We start from the raw sequence: 17,433 nt of genomic DNA on the forward strand, positions 1-17,433 counted from the left end.
TCCCCTTGGGGGCGGGTGCTTTTTGGATCCGGGGATGTTGGCGGTGGTGTTGGATGGGTCGGGAGATTGCACTATAGGACGCGGAAATGCAATATGGGTCGGGAGATTGCCGTATGGGTCGGGGGATTGCACTATGGGTCGGAAGATTGCACTATGGGACGCGGAAATGCAATATGGGGTGCGGAAATGCGATATGGGTCGGAAGATTGCACTATGGGACGCGGAAATGCAATATGGGTCGGGAGATTGCCGTATGGGTTGGGGGATTGCACTATGGGTCGGGAGATTGCCGTATGGGTTGGGGGATTGCACTATGGGTCGGGAAATTGCACTATGGGACGCGGAAATGCAATATGGGGCGCGGAAATGCAACATGGGTCGGGAAATGCACTATGGGACGCGGAAATGCACTATGGGACGCGGAAATGCAACATGGGTCGGGAGATTGCACTATGGGACGCGGAAATGCAATATGGGGTGCGGAAATGCAACATGGGGCGAGGAAATGCAATATAACCACTACAGCTAAACGGTCCCAGTCGGACGCCGCCCCTCCGATGAATACCTTTTCGCCGCGTTGACCATCCTCCTGAAGAAGGAGGATGATTGAAATGAAGAAATGGATATACGCATCAGCAGCGACAGTTGCAGTGCTTGCCGGATGCGGCATGCAGACGGGCGAGGAAGAGGTAAAGATTCCGGTCATGAGCGAGGGAGTCACCACCGCAGTAGAGTCGGACCTGATCAATACCGAAGGGGAGACGGTCGGAACCGTCCTCCTGACAGGAGACAAGCAGGGAACGGGCATCCGGATTACGGCGGAGGGGCTTGAACCCGGAACCAAGGCCATTCATGTGCACGAAAAGGGCGACTGCACGCCGCCCGACTTCAAGTCCGCGGGGGCCCACTTGAACCCGGAACATAAACAGCATGGGTTTGAAAACCCGAAAGGCTTCCATGCCGGAGATCTGCCGAACATTGAAGTGGACGATGAGGGCAAGGTCGATCTCGAAACGGTTTCACAGTATATCTCCCTGAAGGAGGGCCATCCGGGCTACTTGCTGGATGAGGACGGCAGTGCGGTCGTCGTCCATGAAGGACCGGATGACTACAAGACAGACCCGGCAGGAAATTCGGGTTCCCGCATCGCCTGCGCAGCATTCAACAAAAAATAACCAAGCAAAAACCGCACGCCGGCCGCGTGCGGTTTTCATATGCTCATTTAAACAGGAAGTTCTCCGTATAGTATGGCTGGTCTTCTCCATTGAAGGCGACACCGACGCCGAGCATGCGGAAGTCTTCGTTCAGGATGTTTTTACGGTGGCCGAGCGAGTTCATGAGCCCTTCATGGGCGAAGATGCTGCTCGGCTGGCCGTAGGCGAGGTTCTCTCCGGCGCCCCGGAACTGGATGCCGTCTTCCGCCATCCGGTCGAACGGCGATTGGCCCTGCTGGTTTTCATGGGCGAAGTAGTCATTCACCGCCATGTCCTCGCTGTGCTTGACCGCAGTGGCGGCAGTGCGCCCGTCCCAGTCGAGGACCCCATAGCCGTGCGCCACTCGCGCGGCGTTCGTCAGGTCGAACAGCTGGCGCTCGAACCCTTCCTTCAATTCGGGATCTGCGGCTCCGTAAAGGGCGCCGTGCGCCTGCTCGAGTTCCTTTTCGATGATTTGGACGGCGGTGACGGTATCGTTCCGGTGGAGATCATAAAAGACGGTGACATAACTGTTGTCGATCTCGAACACGTCGTACTCGCCGTTGCTTTGGATCAGAAAAGCACTGCGCCCTTTGACGATGCGGTCGAGCGGGCGCCCGTATTCCGCCCGGACGGAAGCTTTCCGGGAACCGTAGGCGATGCCGCTCGTGGAGGCGATGATGTCCTGGTTGGTGTACAGGCCATTCACGCGGCCATCACCGTCAAATGACACCATCGCGAAATTGTGGTAGCCGTCATGGTAGGCGTGCCATTCGGTGCCGTATTCGTTCGTCGTGGAGCGGGCGGGTTCACCGAGCTCTGCCTGGACAAGCTCCCGGGGGTCCCCGATTCCGATATTGTGCACGGTGATCGGAACGGACTCCGGCCGCTCGAGCTCCGGCTTTTCAGCCTCCGCGCCGGAAGACTGGTGGGCACGCTCGTCCTTGACGGACTGCTCCAACTTCGCATAAAGCGAATTGGCGCCTTCATTCAGCTTGCCGATGGCCAGATCGACCGCTGGCTGCCCGCCGATGTCTGCAATCAGCTTGTCTGCCCGGTCAAGGAATGACAGATCGACGACGCGGGACAGCGGTTCTTCCCAGAGCGGGCGGGCAAGAAAGACCAGGACGGCAAAAAGAATCAGTCCGAACAACCGTCTCACCATGCACAATCACCTCCTTTATCTTTCCATTTTACCACCCGGACATCCTGTTCATGCATGAAGGCATAATAAATCCCGGGTGCCACAAAAAGTCTTTATGATAAGGACAGCAACCATGAAGAGGATGTTCCTTTCAAAAGAAAACAAAAAGACCCGATCGGGGTCTTGGAAAAAGGCGGACGGTCAAAGCCGTCCGGTATATTCTTCTTTCAGGAAATCGCGCACTTCATCCAGCGGGAGATCCGCCCGGACGACGCCTGCGGCTCCAACCGCGACTTCATATTCGTCGAAATAAATCGAGAGCCGGTCATTGCGGATTGCCCATTTCCAGGAGGTCGGATCGTTCAGCGCCATTGCAAGCAAGTCGTTGAAGAGTTTGTCTTTCAGCTGTTTCTGCTCCAGCAGGTGCTCTTTCACCATTTTCTGGAGAACCGGGCCGTCACGTTCGAGATCGAACAGGTCCGCCAGTTCAACGATTCGGCCCTCGGAAGGATCGATGTTAAACGGCTTGATCTTCATCGTGCCGTTTTCGCCGCCGGTGTACTGATACGACGTGTAGAGCAGGCTGTAGAGACTGCCGTGATGGGGCAGCTTTTCCGCTGTCAGCCTGAGTTGGGCCCGCTCGCCGTCTGCAAGCAGAGTTTTATATTCATCGACACTGTCTTCAAAAAGGTCTTTCTGCTCGTCGATCCACTTGGTGATCGGCTTTTCTACTCCTTGATGATCCGCCGTCACCATATTGATGTCCATCGTATACCATTTTGTCTGTTCCGTAACCGTCTGAAGCTGAAGGCCGGGAGTTTCCGGAAGTTCCTTCGTTACGGCCGCGTCCGCGATAGCCGGGTTTTCGCCGATCCCATCCGGCTTACCGGTCTGCGAAAAGGCGATTCCAAGCATGGCGGTAAGGGCCAGCATGGCCGATAGGGTCCATGCTGGCCAGCCGGGCCGCTTCATTCGCGTTTTCATAAATGTAAATCAGCCCTTCTATTTTTTGGCCGCCTGTTTTTTATATGTTCGGGCGACCCCCCTAATAACTCGTACAGTATACCATTGATTTGCGCCTGAAGGGAGGGGAAATGACAAAAGCATGCAAGGATGCGGGGTTTGTGAAAATATCTCGGATGGAAATGGGGTTCTTATCAACCTCCCGACCAACAATCAATTCAAGCGGAATACTTTTCGGAAAGAAAAGGCCTCCCCGCACTCAGGGAAGCCTTTCAATGATAGGACCGCTTAAGGTTTCAGGATGACTTTTGTGCATTCATCCCCATGTTCATAGAACGTCTTGTACGCAATAGGCGCTTCCTCGAGGGGGACGATGTGGGAGATGATTTCGGTCGGGTCGAATTGTTTTTCGGTGATCATCCTGAACAGCTCCGGCATGAGGTGGGGCACGGGCGCCTGGCCGGACTTGATCGTGATGTTGCGCTCGAAAAATCGCCCGAGCGGGAAGGCGTTGTACCACAGGCCATAGACGCCGGTCAGCTGGACGGTGCCGAATCGCCGCACGGCGCGGTGGGCAGTACGGAGCGCGGTGAGCGAACCGCCGTGGAGTTTCATCTTGTGCTGCACCTTTTCCGGAACGGTCTTTTCTCCGTCCATTCCGACGCAGTCGATGACGACATCGGCGCCGCCGGATGTGAGTTCTTTGAGATAGTTGCCGGTCTCTTCCGGGTCTCGGTAGGTGACCGTTTCAGCCTTGTTCATTTCTCTCGCCTTGGCCAGCCGGTACGGCACATGATCAACGGCGATCACCCGCTTGGCGCCCATCATCCAGGCGAACTTCTGGGTCATGAGGCCGATCGGTCCGCTGCCCAGGACAATGACCGTGTCGCCCTTTTTCACGCCGGAGTGGAGCACGCTCCAATAGGCGGTCGGGAGAACATCCGACATGAAGAGGACCGCTTCATCAGGAACTTCGGCAGATTCCGGGATGACGAATGGCAGGAAGTTGCCGAACGGCACGCGCATGTACTCAGCCTGTCCGCCCGGATGGTTGCCGAACATTTCTGTATAGCCGAAGTAGCCGCCGAAGTCGGTGCCCGGCGTCGGGTTACTGTCAGGGTGTTCGCACTGGCTTTCCATGTCATGTGTGCAGTACCAGCATTCGCCGCAGGCAACGTTGAACGGGATGACGACCCGGTCGCCTTTTTTGACTTTCGTGACGGCGGGGCCGACTTCTTCGACGATGCCCATCGGTTCGTGGCCGATGACGTATCCGGGACGGGTCATGATGGAGCCTGCATAAATGTGCAAGTCCGATCCGCAGATGGCGGTGGAGGTGATGCGGAGGATGATGTCGTCGTCTTTTTCGATTTTGGGGGCTTCCACGTTCTTGACCTGGATGTCTTTTGTGCCTTGGAATGTCACTGCTCTCATTTGTCGAACGCCTCCTTTGGGGATGTCTCCCTTAATAGTTTCCGCTTTCCGGTCCGGGTAAACGCCGGGGGGTGCGAAGGAGCTGGCGGACAGGTATACTTGGAACATGAAAACCCGCAAATTGCGGGCCTGGGAGGAAAGCGCATGATTTTCGGAATGGACAGTGTCCCGATGTGGTTTTACGTTCTCGCAATCTGCGTGGTGATTCTGTTTGTCCTCTTCGCCGAGTGGTGGACGAGGTGAACGATATGAAAATCCGTGCGCCGAAATTGGCGGCAGGATTGCCGGAATTCTCCTGGGAAGGCGCATTCGAAGAAGAGGATTCGTCCATTCGCGCATCCTGTGTGGAGGGCGGACAGGCGATTGCCGGCGGCCGGGTCATCTTCGACGGCGTCGTGTTCAGGAAAACCGATTTCCGCGGATTCCGCGCACCTGCCTCAGAATTGATGGATGTCGTGTTCGATGGGTGCGACTTGTCGAACGCGGACTTTTCCCGGTCTTCGCTGCACCGATGTGAATTCCGGGGAACGAAACTCACCGGTGCCGTCTTCAGCGAATCGATGCTACAGGACGTGCGTTTCACGGATTGCGCAGGACGTTATTCGAGCTTCAACTTCTCGAAGCTGCGGAATGTCGCATTCGGCGGCTGCGAGCTGGAGTCGGCCGATTTCGTCGGCTGTTCGTTGAAAGCCGTCGCATTCGGCAAAAACCGGCTCGATGACATCAGCTTTCTCGATACGGATCTTAACGGCATCGACCTGACCAAAGCGGAATTCAGCCGGATCACCGTGACGCCGTCAAAACTTGCAGGATGCAAAGTGACGCGCGAGCAGGCAATCGGCTTTGCCCGCACGTTCGGGCTCGTCGTGGAAGAATAAGCAGCGAGAATGCTGGATAGAACAGAAAGAGACAAGGAAGGTGTTTAGCATGCTCAGTTTTCAAGAAAAAGAAGCCATCATCGCGAACTTCCCGGAATTGACCCGGAAGGAAGTATCGATGGGGCGCGTGAACTACCATTACGAAGAATCGCTCCATGAGAAGAAGATCGTCGTGCGCCACCTGCATGAAAACGGCAACGGCTTTGTCTACGTCGGCAAACTGCCCCAATACGAGGCGGACAAAAAAGGGTTTATCAACATCCGTGACTTCTCGGAGGACGAGCTGGAAGAAGTGATCGCCGAATCGATCCGCTACCTCTCAGCCGACCCGGCTGGCGAACCGGTCAATGAAGCGTGGGTGAACCGTGAAGGCATCGAACTCCATCTGAAAGAAGAGAACGGCTACTTCAACTTGTATTATGGGGAGAACCTTGAAGAAGGGTTCGACTCCGCCAAGGAAGCACGCCTGTACTTGAAGGAAGAAGGCTTCCGCCTGAAATCGGGAGGCGCCATGTAATGGATGGCAAAAAGTTCGTCATTGTATTCCTCACAATCTTCATTCTCGTCATCCTCGTCGTCCTGCTTAGTTTCTGGGTGTTCTACCAGGTGGATCAGTGAGCGGCGGACACTGTCCGTTCTGCGACCTTTCCCTGATGGAAGGGCAGGAAATCGTACTGGAAAATAACCTTTGCCGATTCCTGACGATGCCGCAGGAAGTGCTGAAAGGCTCCGGGGTAATCGTCCCGGCAGCCCATCGCGGGACGGTATTCGACCTCACGCCCGAGGAGTGGCAGGCAACACAGGATCTGCTGAAGGAAGCGAAGAAGCTGCTTGATCGGGAATTTTCGCCGGATGGCTACAACATCGGGTGGAATGCCGGCGGGACCGGGGGCCAGCACATCCCGCACGCCCACCTTCATGTCATTCCGAGATTTGCTGATGAACCGTACGCGGGAAAAGGAATCCGGCATTGGCTGAAAAGCCATGACAACATAAGACAGGCCCCCGTAAACAAACAAGGTTAATGGGCGCTTCCGTATCCCGGAAGCGTCTTTTTAAAAGAGAAATACGGGGGGGGGGAGCACGATGGGCAACACTTCAAGAAAAACAGGGTTTTTCCTTGTCATCACGGGAGCGGCATTGTGGGGCGTCGGCGGCACCGTCGCGCAAAAGCTGTTCCAGCAGTATGGAATCGACATCAACTGGCTCGTCACGACCCGGCTTCTCATTGCGGGGCTGCTTCTTTTGGCTGTCCAATATCTGATGAAGGACCGCTCCCAGATCATCGGTGTCTGGAAAGAAAAGCGGACAGGAATCCAACTCATCGTGTTCGGGCTTCTCGGCATGCTGGCGGTCCAGTATACATACATGGCTTCCATCCGGCACGGCAATGCCGCGGTGGCGACATTGCTCCAGTACTTGGCGCCGGTCATGATCATTGTTTACCTGGTCCTCCGCAGGCAGGCTGTATTCCGCCGGGTAGACTTGGCAACAGTCATTCTCGCGCTCGGAGGCTGTTTTCTTCTGCTGACGAACGGGTCGCTTTCCGGCCTGTCCGTTCCGGCGCCGGCCGTCATCTGGGGTGTGCTCTCAGGTGTGTCTCTCGCCTTTTACACACTATACGCCATTCCGCTGCTTGCACGGTTCGACTCTTTGGTCATTGTCGGCTGGGCGATGGTCATCGGCGGAGTGGCGCTGAGTTTCATCCATCCTCCTTGGCGGATCGACTTGTCGGGACTGAACACTGAAGCATTCGGCTACATCGCTTTCGTCATCATTTTCGGTACGATGATCGCGTTCTGGTTTTACATCGAAAGCCTCCAGAACCTGGCACCGAAGGAAACGAGTCTTCTTGGCAGCCTGGAGCCGCTGGCGGCGGTGCTGACGACTGTCTTCTGGCTGGGCGTACCGTTCGGCTTTTATCAGTGGCTGGGCACAGCCAGCATCATCGGGATGATTCTGCTGTTGGCTCTTTCGAAAAAACAGGATTCTATAAAAAGTGAGTAAGACAGTTGCGCCCTTGGGGAACAACTGTCTTCTTTTTGAACAAAAGGTGAAACAGTAGTGAAATATTTGTAATGTCTATGTTACAAAAGAGGTTTTTCCTGTATCCTTAGGGAGTCTTAGCATTTCGTGAAAGGAAGTTTCTTGTGATTAAACGATTAAAGTTCCCTGCGTGGGTCGTCATCGGAACGGCGATGATTTTGATTGTGGCCGGGGTTATACAGCTTTTTGATTCTGCGGGCCTCCGCAAATCGGCAGAAAACGTAACGACTATCAGTAAGTATCCCGGGCTTGACCTCCATACGCTGACCAAGGAAACGGATCACTATACCTATTCCATCAGCCAGCCTGAAACGGAGCATCAGGCCATCAATGAGTCAATCAATCAGTGGATCGACGGTGAGAAAGGAGCGTTTCTCAAAGAAGTCGAAATATCCAAAGAGTCCTTGGACGACACCATGAGGGCGCATCTCAACATTCAAGTCGAAACAAACCGGATGTCGGAGAACTTCTATAGCCTGGTATTCCGCTCTTATTCAATCACCGGGGGTGCCAACGGACAAAACAAGGTGAACGTTTTTAACCTGGACATGACGAACGGCCGTCTCCTCGAACTGGGCGATGCTCTGGAACTGGACGGGGAAAACATTGATCAGCTAAAGGAAATCATCTGGGAAGGGCTGCAAAGCAATCAGGAATGGCAGCTTTATGTGGACGAAACCCTTTTCAATGAAGTGATGGGAGATCCGGACAACTGGAAATGGTCAATCGACAACGGGCATTTCACCTTGTACTGGGATGAATATGAAATCGCGGCGGGCGCCGCAGGGGAAATGGAACTGGATATCCCGATCGAGAAAATTGCGGTTTTCCTGAAAAAAAGCATCCAATCATATCTGGCGATGCCAGAAGAGCAGGTCCGGGAACTGGACGCGATCCGGGAACGCGAACAGCTGAAACTTGACCCGGACGGCAAGTACATCGCGCTGACATTCGATGACGGCCCAAGCGCCGCCGTCACCCCGAAAATCTTGCAGGCACTCAAGGACCATAACGCCAAAGCGACCTTTTTCATGCTGGGAAGCCAGGCGGAGTACTACCCGGGCCTTGTCAGGGAAGTGGCGAAGGCCGGCCATGAGATCGGCAACCACTCCGGAAGCCATCCGGATCTTTCCAAGGCGGACGCTGCGAAAATCCGTGACGAAATAGCCGGAACGACCAAGACCATCAAAGACGCGGCGGGAGTGGACGTCAACCATTTCCGGCCGCCGTACGGTGCGTACAATGAGGGCGTCATCGACTACATGAACGAGACCGGACAGTCGATCATCCTCTGGTCGGTGGACTCGCTGGACTGGAAATACCGCAATTCCGAGACCGTCCGGCAGACGATTCTCCAGCAGGCATCACCTGGTGCAATCGTTCTGATGCACGACATCCACCCGACAACCGCCGATGCGTTGCCGGACCTCCTGAGCGCGCTCGAACAGGAAGGCTATGAGTTCGTGACGGTCTCCCAGCTGCTGGAATGGAAAGGGCAGGCAGGGGTCGGGCCGTACTTTGGCAGCAGGCAGGCTTCCGGAAAATAACCAATGCGGCTGCTCCAATGGAAGACAGCCGCATGTCCTTACCGTTATTTATCCCTGAAATTATGAAGCGCAAATGGAGGGAGTACTTGGAAATACGATGGTTACTGATAGGCGTGATTGCAGCCGTTGCCTCTATAGGGTTTATGAACAAATGGCATTATCCTTCACTGCCGATAGAGTCCGTGACACCGAGAGAAGCCATCCAAAAAATGAATGCGTCTGAGCAGGACTTGGTGGAGATATCAAGAAAAGGTGATGGGATATGGTACATCATGGAGCTCACCAAGAGTGGGATGGAAGGCATTGACGATAAAATCATTGCATTTTTAGACGGTAAAGGATGGAGCTTCACAGAGAAAGAAGGAAGCGGGCTGTTCTTTGAAAAAGACGATGAGCGCCTCATTGTCAGTACGGAGATGTGGACAAAGCATTATGTCCTCGTGAGAATCCCATCACAAATATGAACACAATGGAAAAGGCGGCCGCCCATCGGAGCAGCCGCCTTTCTCATACCGTTATTCAACTCAATGCCAATTCCCGCCCTTATAAGGCCCTTTGCGGAACGGCATCCACCAGTTCCATTTTCCGAACAGTTTCATGAGGCTCGGTACGAGGAGGAGGCGGATGATGGTGGCGTCGATGGCGACGGCGATTGCGATGCCGACGCCGATCTGCTTGACCGGCATGACTTCCGTGAACGCGAAAGCGCCGGTGAGGACGATCATGATGAGCGCCGCGGACGTGATGATCTTGCTGGTCACGGAAAGGCCTTCGACGGTCGCGCGGTCGTTGTCGAAGTCCTTCGTGTATTCCTCCTGGATGCGCGAGATGAGGAACACTTCGTAGTCCATGCTGAGTCCGAAGACGAGGCTGAAAACGAGCACCGGGATGATCAGCGCGATCGTGCCGGCTTCCAGGCCGAAGTGGCCGTACTGGAAGATGTAGACGAGCGCGCCGAACGCCGCGGACAGGCCGATGACGTTCATGATGATCGCTTTCAGCGGAATCAGGACGGAGCGGAACGCGATCATGAGGATGATGTACGTCGAGACGATGATGATTCCAAGCACATAGCCGATCTTGTCCCAGATCTCATCGAAGATTTCCTGGTTGAACTTCGGATAGCCGCCGACTGACAGGTTCCACTCGGTGTCCTTTTCTGCCCAGTCGCGCGCCCAGTTCTGGGCTTCGGCCGACGCGCCTTCCGGCTTCAGTGTGACCGGAACGAGAAGAGAGTCGCCTTCGATGAAGGAATCAAGGAGCGGTTCAACGGCAGCGGCCGTCTCCGGCATCTGCGTGGCCTGCAGCCAGGTGTCGGCGTCTTCGATCTCCCCCTCGGTGAAGATGGTGGACACTTCGTCCGTGCGGCTGTCGTCAAGAAGGGCATCCTGCAGCTTCTCGATTTCACGGATGCCATCCTCATCTTCCCAGCCGCCCTCGCGCTCGGCGATGATGTAGGCAGTGGAGTTCGAGAGGCCGAACTCGTCCTCGATCTTCTCGAACGCCTGACGGGTGTCATTGGAGGACGGGAGCGAGTCCATCTCAGGAATCGTCAGCTCCATGTCTTTCACCGGGATCATGCAGACGCCCAGGATAATGAGGGCGCCGATCGTGATAAGCACCGGGCGCCTGATGACGCGCTCCGCGAACTTGCGCCAGCCGCTCGCGCCTTCCTTCACCTTGAGGATCGTCCACTTGTTCAGACGATCGCCGAGGACGAGGAGGATTGACGGCAGGAGCGTGAGTGATGACAGGACGGCCAGTGACACGACCGCCATGCCGCCGACACCGATGTTCTTGAACAGGTCGATTTGGATGATGAACAGGGCACCGAGACCGATGAATACGCAGAACGCCGAGAACAGGACGGACCGCCCCGCGGTGAGGATCGTCGTCCGGACCGCTTCATCAACCGGCTGCTTTTTCCGCTCCTCGCGGTATCGGTTGATGAACAGGAGCGAGAAGTCGATGCTGAGGGCAAGGCCCAGCATCGGGACGATGTTCAGCATGAAGATCGATAGGTCCATCGACTGTCCGATCAGCGTCATCGTGCCGAATGTCGTGATGATCGTGGCGACCCCCACAAAGAACGGCACAAGTGCCGCGACGACCGATCCGAACGCGAGCAGCAGGACAATCAGGGCAATCGGCAGCCCGATCGTTTCCGCCTTGACCAGGTCGCGCTGGCTCGCTTTATTGATATCTTCGCTGATCGCGGTGCCGCCGGTGAGGACGGCGCCGTCATGATCGGCGGTTTCCTGGATGGCTGACACCGCTTCAGTCATGTCCGCGTCTTCTTCGAAATGGAGAAGGGCATAGGAGAGGTTCTCGGTATGGAGGGAGTTATCTTCCAATGGGGACACGATGTCCTCCGCAAGCCCCAGGTCTTCCACATCCGACACCGCCGTTTTGATTTCCTCATCGGTCATGTCCTCGAAGACGAGGAACATCGTCTCCGCCGGCAGGCCGAACTCCTTGGTCAGCCGTTCGGCCACTTGTTCATATTCGCCGTCCATCCGGAAGCCGTCCCCTTCCAGGACCCCCGGCAGCTTGATGGCCTGGAACGCCATAACGGCGGCGATCACGATCCAGAGCGCAATAATCCATTTCGGAAACCGGATGACGAGATTCGCAAACATGCGCAAAAGGCTTCTTCCTTTCAGGTCAAACATAGATTATTTTTCTCCAATAGTTTACATGAAAGGAAGAGGGTTTGTCGTGCGGGAAGGGCAGGGGGATTGAAAAGCGGATGGAGGCATATCGTAACCGTGACAAGGAGGGTTCTGATCTTTCGTGAGGTGTTATTGATCATTCACGAGGGGTTATTGATCTTTCGCGCGGTGATGGTGATCTTTCGCAGGATTCCCCGCTCCCGCAAAAAAACGCACCCCGTTTCCGGGATGCGTCTATGGATCATGATTATTGTGGGGTGGCCGCCAGGATGCGCTCTTCCACCTGGTTTGCCACATCTTCGACCGAGATGCCGAGCGCCATCGAAAGCTCCCTGAACAAAATCGTCTGGACATGGTTCAGGAGCTTGCGGTCCTGGTCATAGATTTTCTGATCGGTGTTGAGTTTTTTGTCCATGAGTGCGCCGGTGACTTCCGCGATCTTCTGGCGGTCGCCCGACTGTACAAGGCTCTGGTAAGCACGCGCCCGCTGTTTCGGGTTTTCCACCCAGTCGATGCCCCGGCTTCCGAACACGTCCATCAGTTCCTCGGCTTCCTTGCGGTTCATTGTCCGCATGAGCCGCTTTTTCTTGCCGTCCACCGGCGTGCTGATTTTCAGCGTCTGTTCTCCAATGGGATGGAGTACATAGTAAAGTCGGGTCTCGCCAAACAGATCCTTCTTGCAAATGTCATCGATTTTGCACAGTCCGTGCTCGGAATAGATGACCACATCACCGATCTCAAACATCCGCATGGCCTCCTCATGGCATATTGTCAACTAAGTTTACATTCATTGTAACCTTAACCGGTCTGATTGTCAAATCGGTTGACAATCAGACCGGTTGACAATCAGACCGATGCTTGTCATGATAATCCCGTTAAGAAACCGGATATGGAGAGGAAGGGTCAGGATGCAGGAAATGAGCGGCCTGGACTTGATCGATCTGCTGGGAGAGCGTCATTTCGGGCTTCGGCGCATTGCCGAGGAACTGTGGAATGAACGCGGGGACGTCGCGATTTCCAACTCGGAATGGTTTGTCATGACAAGAATCGGCAGCGGGGAGCCGACCATCGCCGAAGTGAGCCGGCAGGTTGACATCACCCGCCAGGCGACCCACAAACTGATCCGGAAAATGTTGGAAAAGGGGCTCGTCGCAGTGTCTGACGATGAGCGGAATAGAAAAGTGAAGCGTGTCCGCCTGACGGAACTTGGGTACAAGTGCTATGAGAACAATGAAGAGCTGAAAGCGGAACTGGAGGCCCGGATCGCCGAGGCGATCGGGACCGATAAGGTGGCGGCGCTCAAAGCGATCCTTGCAATGGATTGGGGATTGAAAAACAGGGAATCGTAAAGGAGAGAGTCAAAGAAAGCAGGAGGGGAATCCAGGTGGAGAATCTGTCGGCAGCCGAAAAGATTCTTTTCGGGATTGCTTTGGTGATTTTTGTGGCATCGATTTTCAACCGTGATCTGTTCCGCTTTATGTTCCTTGCGTTTGCGTTAGCCTTCGTCTACCGGGTCATCCGGCCGAAGGAAGGGGAAAAGCGGGGATGGAACCTGCTGATCGTGGCGTTGCTGCTGATGGGGTTCCTGCTCGCCAATCCGTGGTGAAACCAAAAAACGCCGTCTCCCGGAGGAGACGGCGTTTTAGTAGTCGTTAAATGGATTACATTTTTACGACGTTCGCAGCTTGAAGACCGCGTGGGCCTTCTTCGATTTCGAATTCTACTTCTTGACCTTCATCAAGGGACTTGAACCCGTCTTGCTGGATAGCGGAGAAGTGTACGAATACATCGTCGCCATCTTCGCGCTCGATGAAACCGAAGCCCTTTTCTGCGTTAAACCATTTTACTTTACCTTGTTCCATGTTTGTTTCCTCCTTGCGTGCCACCTGGCACACGTGTGTTACTATCCTTGCTCAAGTCTTGATGTGTCAGGATGAAGTGAATTCCACCCGAACGTCATTGCCGAACAAAAATAATTCTTCTACATCATAACAGCCCACCCAGATCATTGCAAGTGAAATGCCGAAGAGTTTTGAGAAGACAGACCTCTGTCTTCTTTTCTGAATAAATTGAGAAAAAATTGAAACCATTTAAATCCTTGTCACGTATTACAAATAAGCAAACAGAGGGGGTGGAGAAGGTGGTCGTGTTCGGGCTTGCGGTGGAGCAGCTTTACCTGACCGTACTGGTCGTTGCCGGGCTTGCGACCGTGTTGTACCTGTTTTTCGGAGATGTGGCAGACGGTGCCGGGGAGGCATTGCCTCTCCTGAATCCGGCGGTGATTCTGGCATTCATGACGTTTTTGTCGGCTTCCGGGTTCATTTTCGAAAATGTGACGGAGCTAGGAAGTGCCCTGATCCTTACTGTGTCTGCAGCGATTGCGGCGGTGCTGTCGTTTCTTCTTTATTTCTTTGTCCTTCTTCCGCTGCGGTCCGCTGAGGCCTCGACCGCCTATACCGAGGAATCGCTCCTCGGCCAGGTTGGCCGCGTGATCACGCCGGTTCCGGAAGACGGGTTCGGCGAGGTCGTCATTGAAACGGTGAACGGACTCATTTCCAAGCGGGCGGCTGGCCTGGAAAATGCCGCAATCGACTACGACAGGGAAGTGCTGATCATCGAGATCCTGGAAGGCACGCTCATCGTGAAGGAATACGAACCGTTCCGGTTCAAAGAGCTGTCCTGAACCTTTCTCCACCATTTATTCGCATGTTTGGGTTTAATTAAAAGGGGGCTGTAAAAATGGTTTGGATTGCAATTGGGATTGTCGCGTTCGTGCTTCTGGCCATCATCGGCGTGTACGTGACGCGCTACCGCACCGCGGGGCCGGACGAGGCGCTGATTGTCACGGGAAGTTATCTCGGTACGAAAAATGTGCACACGGATGAATCAGGGAACAAGATCAAGATCATCCGAGGCGGCGGTACGTTCGTCTTCCCGGTTTTCCAGCAGGCGGAACCGCTCAGCCTGCTGTCGAGCAAGCTTGAGGTGACAACACCTGAAGTGTACACCGAGCAGGGCGTGCCTGTCATGGCGGACGGAACGGCGATCATCAAGATCGGCGGTTCGATCTCCGAGATCGCGACGGCCGCCGAGCAGTTCCTCGGCAAGGCAAAGGAAGACCGTGAGAACGAAGCGAAGGAAGTGCTGGAAGGCCATCTCCGTTCGATTCTCGGGTCGATGACGGTCGAGGAAATCTACAAGAACCGCGATAAATTCTCCCAGGAAGTGCAGCGCGTCGCCTCGCATGATCTCGCGAAAATGGGGCTTGTCATCGTTTCCTTCACGATTAAAGACGTCCGTGATAAAAACGGCTACCTCGACTCGCTCGGGAAGCCGAGGATTGCACAGGTCAAGCGCGATGCCGATATCGCGACGGCGGAAGCGGAAAAGGAAACTCGCATCAAGCGGGCCGAGGCCGACAAGGAAGCCAAGCAGGCGGAACTGTTCCGCGCGACGGAAATCGCCGAGTCCGAGAAGGAAAACCAGCTGAAGGTTGCGGAATATCGGCGTGAACAGGATGTCGCAAAGGCTCGCGCCGACCAGGCGTACGAGCTGGAATCCGCCCGCGCCAAGCAGGAAGTCACCGAGCAGGAGATGCAGGTGCGTATCATTGAGCGCCAGAAGCAGATCGAGCTCGAGGAAAAGGAAATCCAGCGAAGAGAGCGCCAGTACGACTCCGAGGTCAAGAAAAAGGCGGACGCCGACCGCTATGCCGTCGAACAGAGCGCGGCCGCGGAAAAGGCGAAGCAGCTTGCCGAAGCGGATGCCGAGAAATACCGCATCGAAGCCCGCGCAAAGGCCGATGCCGAAAAGATCCGGCTCGACGGAATCGCGAAGGCCGAATCCGAGCGAGCGCAGGGTGAATCGGAAGCGGACGTCATCCGCCTGAAAGGTCTTGCCGAGGCGGAAGCCAAGCGCAAGATTGCCGAAGCATTCGAGCAGTATGGCCAGGCTGCGGTGCTCGACATGATCGTCCGGATGCTTCCGGAATACGCGAAAAACGTCGCGGCCCCGATCGGCAACATCGACAAGCTGACGGTCGTCGACACGGGAAGCGGCGAAGGCGGCGGCGCCAACCGCGTCGCAGGCTACGCCACCGGCCTCATGACGAGCCTGCAGGAATCACTCAAGGCGAGCTCCGGCATCGACGTGAAGGAAATGCTTGAGAACTACTCCGGCAAGCACAACCTGCGCCCGAGTCTGGACGACATCGCATTCGAGATGAAGGAAAAGCGGGAGAAAGAGGAAGCACCTGTGTCCGTTGCAGTGGATGAGGAATCCCCGACGGAAGACGCGGAGCAGGTGGAAGTTTGATGAAATCAATGAACCCGGACCCGGCCTTCTCGGAGGCTTGGGATCCGGGTTTAGTTTATCCCCTGATCGTCAGAATAAGATAGCGGATAAAAGCCTTCGCCAGGGAGATGCATACCATTTTTAAAGCTTTAAATTCCCCGGAAGCCGAGTCTGCTCGAGTGCGCTATTGAAAAATTGGGTTCTGAATGGCGTGAAAGTGCGTACTATATATAGAAGGTTTTCCTGAATTGCCGGACGTCCGAGGTGATTGAATGGGAGCGTTTGAAAAAAGTTGTCGCGGTGGTATACTGAAACCAAAGGAATCAGACGCATGAAAAAGCCATCCGGCTGCAACCGGATGGCCCAGCGAACGGTGCAACTGAGGCCTGCCCGTAATAAGGATCATCCAGAAAATGACCTCACCTATCGAGCGGCGAACTCAGCAGGGGGTCATTTTTTGTTCGTTGATTCCATAATAGCCACGCATAGCGCCGCGAAAGTAACTGCGAACATTAGCGCTTCATATATGGACAAAGGCCTCACCCCCTCTCGCGGGGAGTGGGCAGACCACCCTTTGCAAACCGTATCGCTGTCCATTAAGTTTAACATGCCAAAAACCATCCGCCCCTGCTCCGGAAGAATCATTTTCGGGCAGGGGCTTTTTTTGATGATTTTCTAATGGCCTTTTTCGGACAGGCGGTCGCCTTGCTTCCCCGCGAACACCCACGCCCGCTGAATCAGGAAACCGGCAATGAACAGGCCGAAGTCGACGAGCACTTTCAGGGTCGTTTCGTTGATGAACCTGAACAGGAAATGAAGAACGGTGACAAATGCGGCGGAAGCGGCCATGTTGAACAGGACGAGCGCCGCGTACTTCAAGAAAGAATTTTTTGACCCGGATTGAAAGACGAGACGCCGGTTGACGGTGTAGTTGAATACTGCGGAAATCGTACGGGCGATGACGGTCGCAAATGTGATATACATGACCGGCGAGTCTTCCTTAAGCCACTTCGAGAACACCCAGAACAGGCCGATATCGATGGTAAATGAGGCGATGGCCGACAGCGTGAACCAGCTGAAGGTGCGGTACGTCTCTTTCCGGATTCTCTTCATGGCCGCACCTCCTTTCATAGGTCCCATACCCTTACCGCTGCCGGGTGAACCGGGGCGGGGTGATGATATTTCCCGGCATCTTAATGATATTTCCCGGACAGTTGGTGATTTTTCGCCGGACCTTAAGAAAATCTTCACTTTCCCCCTCGC

General features: G+C 55.0%; 19 protein-coding genes. 12 read left to right on the plus strand and 7 right to left on the minus strand.

Annotated features, from left to right (window positions below; translation table 11 throughout):
* The first annotated feature begins 611 nt into the window (after positions 1 to 611).
* Positions 612 to 1,175: a superoxide dismutase family protein gene (locus tag BLT01_RS12695; protein WP_092098349.1), complete on the plus strand. Its 564-nt coding sequence runs from the start codon at positions 612 to 614 to the stop codon at positions 1,173 to 1,175.
* Between the two features lie 43 nt (positions 1,176 to 1,218).
* Here BLT01_RS12695 and BLT01_RS12700 read toward each other — a convergent pair whose 3' ends face one another.
* From BLT01_RS12700 to BLT01_RS12710, 3 genes are all read right to left on the minus strand, one after another.
* On the minus strand, positions 1,219 to 2,358 hold the full coding sequence (locus tag BLT01_RS12700; RefSeq protein ID WP_092098351.1) for a CAP domain-containing protein: 1,140 nt from the start codon (positions 2,356 to 2,358) through the stop codon (positions 1,219 to 1,221).
* 180 nt (positions 2,359 to 2,538) lie between these two features.
* Positions 2,539 to 3,321, minus strand: a complete 783-nt coding sequence (locus BLT01_RS12705; protein WP_092098353.1) for an RsiV family protein — start codon at positions 3,319 to 3,321, stop codon at positions 2,539 to 2,541.
* A gap of 267 nt (positions 3,322 to 3,588) precedes the next feature.
* Positions 3,589 to 4,734 (minus strand): zinc-dependent alcohol dehydrogenase, encoded by a 1,146-nt coding sequence (locus tag BLT01_RS12710; RefSeq protein WP_092098355.1) that lies wholly within the window; start codon positions 4,732 to 4,734, stop codon positions 3,589 to 3,591.
* Positions 4,735 to 4,982: 248 nt separating this feature from the next.
* On the opposite strand from BLT01_RS12710, the gene BLT01_RS12715 reads away from it, so the two are divergent.
* The 6 genes from BLT01_RS12715 (at position 4,983) to BLT01_RS12740 (ending at position 9,669) form a co-directional block, all read left to right on the plus strand.
* Positions 4,983 to 5,612 carry a pentapeptide repeat-containing protein gene (locus tag BLT01_RS12715; RefSeq protein WP_092098357.1) on the plus strand — a complete coding sequence of 210 codons (630 nt, stop codon included), beginning with the start codon at positions 4,983 to 4,985 and terminating at the stop codon, positions 5,610 to 5,612.
* 49 nt (positions 5,613 to 5,661) lie between these two features.
* On the plus strand, positions 5,662 to 6,129 hold the full coding sequence (locus tag BLT01_RS12720) for a hypothetical protein (protein WP_092098359.1): 468 nt from the start codon (positions 5,662 to 5,664) through the stop codon (positions 6,127 to 6,129).
* A gap of 97 nt (positions 6,130 to 6,226) precedes the next feature.
* A complete protein-coding gene (locus BLT01_RS12725; protein ID WP_245696933.1) occupies positions 6,227 to 6,637 on the plus strand; it encodes an HIT family protein in 411 nt (136 codons plus the stop codon).
* Positions 6,638 to 6,698: 61 nt separating this feature from the next.
* Positions 6,699 to 7,619 carry a DMT family transporter gene (locus BLT01_RS12730; protein ID WP_092098361.1) on the plus strand — a complete coding sequence of 307 codons (921 nt, stop codon included), beginning with the start codon at positions 6,699 to 6,701 and terminating at the stop codon, positions 7,617 to 7,619.
* A 143-nt stretch (positions 7,620 to 7,762) separates the two neighbouring features.
* A complete protein-coding gene (locus tag BLT01_RS12735; RefSeq protein WP_092098363.1) occupies positions 7,763 to 9,205 on the plus strand; it encodes a polysaccharide deacetylase family protein in 1,443 nt (480 codons plus the stop codon).
* Positions 9,206 to 9,222: 17 nt separating this feature from the next.
* Complete coding sequence (locus tag BLT01_RS12740) at positions 9,223 to 9,669, plus strand: hypothetical protein (protein ID WP_218123201.1); 447 nt, start codon at positions 9,223 to 9,225, stop codon at positions 9,667 to 9,669.
* A 60-nt stretch (positions 9,670 to 9,729) separates the two neighbouring features.
* Here BLT01_RS12740 and BLT01_RS12745 read toward each other — a convergent pair whose 3' ends face one another.
* Positions 9,730 to 11,844, minus strand: a complete 2,115-nt coding sequence (locus tag BLT01_RS12745; RefSeq protein WP_245696934.1) for an MMPL family transporter — start codon at positions 11,842 to 11,844, stop codon at positions 9,730 to 9,732.
* A 280-nt stretch (positions 11,845 to 12,124) separates the two neighbouring features.
* Positions 12,125 to 12,622 carry a CarD family transcriptional regulator gene (locus BLT01_RS12750; protein WP_176765153.1) on the minus strand — a complete coding sequence of 166 codons (498 nt, stop codon included), beginning with the start codon at positions 12,620 to 12,622 and terminating at the stop codon, positions 12,125 to 12,127.
* Between the two features lie 163 nt (positions 12,623 to 12,785).
* Between BLT01_RS12750 and BLT01_RS12755 the strand changes: the two genes are divergently transcribed.
* Positions 12,786 to 13,226 carry a MarR family winged helix-turn-helix transcriptional regulator gene (locus tag BLT01_RS12755; RefSeq protein ID WP_092098369.1) on the plus strand — a complete coding sequence of 147 codons (441 nt, stop codon included), beginning with the start codon at positions 12,786 to 12,788 and terminating at the stop codon, positions 13,224 to 13,226.
* 35 nt (positions 13,227 to 13,261) lie between these two features.
* Positions 13,262 to 13,483 (plus strand): hypothetical protein, encoded by a 222-nt coding sequence (locus tag BLT01_RS12760; protein WP_092098371.1) that lies wholly within the window; start codon positions 13,262 to 13,264, stop codon positions 13,481 to 13,483.
* Positions 13,484 to 13,538: 55 nt separating this feature from the next.
* Here BLT01_RS12760 and BLT01_RS12765 read toward each other — a convergent pair whose 3' ends face one another.
* Entirely contained in the window at positions 13,539 to 13,739 is a 201-nt protein-coding gene (locus tag BLT01_RS12765; protein ID WP_008297547.1) for a cold-shock protein, read from the minus strand.
* 278 nt (positions 13,740 to 14,017) lie between these two features.
* Between BLT01_RS12765 and BLT01_RS12770 the strand changes: the two genes are divergently transcribed.
* From BLT01_RS12770 to BLT01_RS15080, 3 genes are all read left to right on the plus strand, one after another.
* Entirely contained in the window at positions 14,018 to 14,560 is a 543-nt protein-coding gene (locus BLT01_RS12770) for an NfeD family protein (RefSeq protein ID WP_092098373.1), read from the plus strand.
* A gap of 56 nt (positions 14,561 to 14,616) precedes the next feature.
* Positions 14,617 to 16,191: a flotillin family protein gene (locus tag BLT01_RS12775; protein WP_092098375.1), complete on the plus strand. Its 1,575-nt coding sequence runs from the start codon at positions 14,617 to 14,619 to the stop codon at positions 16,189 to 16,191.
* Positions 16,192 to 16,501: 310 nt separating this feature from the next.
* Entirely contained in the window at positions 16,502 to 16,849 is a 348-nt protein-coding gene (locus tag BLT01_RS15080) for a hypothetical protein (RefSeq protein ID WP_143020598.1), read from the plus strand.
* Here BLT01_RS15080 and BLT01_RS12785 read toward each other — a convergent pair.
* A complete protein-coding gene (locus BLT01_RS12785; protein WP_176765154.1) occupies positions 16,846 to 17,283 on the minus strand; it encodes a GtrA family protein in 438 nt (145 codons plus the stop codon). The two genes, BLT01_RS15080 and BLT01_RS12785, sit on opposite strands and share 4 nt — an antisense overlap.
* Positions 17,284 to 17,433 lie beyond the last annotated feature (150 nt).

The sequence above is a fragment of the Bhargavaea beijingensis genome (genome assembly GCF_900101985.1).
GTDB lineage: Bacteria > Bacillota > Bacilli > Bacillales_A > Planococcaceae > Bhargavaea > Bhargavaea beijingensis.

Coding starts and splice junctions, on each gene's coding strand:
- BLT01_RS12695 (WP_092098349.1), top strand. CDS start 612: ATGAAGAAATGGATATACGCATCAGCAGCGACAGTTGCAGTGCTTGCC.
- BLT01_RS12700 (WP_092098351.1), bottom strand. CDS start 2,358: ATGGTGAGACGGTTGTTCGGACTGATTCTTTTTGCCGTCCTGGTCTTT.
- BLT01_RS12705 (WP_092098353.1), bottom strand. CDS start 3,321: ATGAAAACGCGAATGAAGCGGCCCGGCTGGCCAGCATGGACCCTATCG.
- BLT01_RS12710 (WP_092098355.1), bottom strand. CDS start 4,734: ATGAGAGCAGTGACATTCCAAGGCACAAAAGACATCCAGGTCAAGAAC.
- BLT01_RS12715 (WP_092098357.1), top strand. CDS start 4,983: ATGAAAATCCGTGCGCCGAAATTGGCGGCAGGATTGCCGGAATTCTCC.
- BLT01_RS12720 (WP_092098359.1), top strand. CDS start 5,662: ATGCTCAGTTTTCAAGAAAAAGAAGCCATCATCGCGAACTTCCCGGAA.
- BLT01_RS12730 (WP_092098361.1), top strand. CDS start 6,699: ATGGGCAACACTTCAAGAAAAACAGGGTTTTTCCTTGTCATCACGGGA.
- BLT01_RS12740 (WP_218123201.1), top strand. CDS start 9,223: ATGGAAGACAGCCGCATGTCCTTACCGTTATTTATCCCTGAAATTATG.
- BLT01_RS12745 (WP_245696934.1), bottom strand. CDS start 11,844: ATGTTTGCGAATCTCGTCATCCGGTTTCCGAAATGGATTATTGCGCTC.
- BLT01_RS12750 (WP_176765153.1), bottom strand. CDS start 12,622: ATGTTTGAGATCGGTGATGTGGTCATCTATTCCGAGCACGGACTGTGC.
- BLT01_RS12755 (WP_092098369.1), top strand. CDS start 12,786: ATGCAGGAAATGAGCGGCCTGGACTTGATCGATCTGCTGGGAGAGCGT.
- BLT01_RS12765 (WP_008297547.1), bottom strand. CDS start 13,739: ATGGAACAAGGTAAAGTAAAATGGTTTAACGCAGAAAAGGGCTTCGGT.
- BLT01_RS12775 (WP_092098375.1), top strand. CDS start 14,617: ATGGTTTGGATTGCAATTGGGATTGTCGCGTTCGTGCTTCTGGCCATC.
- BLT01_RS15080 (WP_143020598.1), top strand. CDS start 16,502: ATGAAAAAGCCATCCGGCTGCAACCGGATGGCCCAGCGAACGGTGCAA.
- BLT01_RS12785 (WP_176765154.1), bottom strand. CDS start 17,283: ATGAAGAGAATCCGGAAAGAGACGTACCGCACCTTCAGCTGGTTCACG.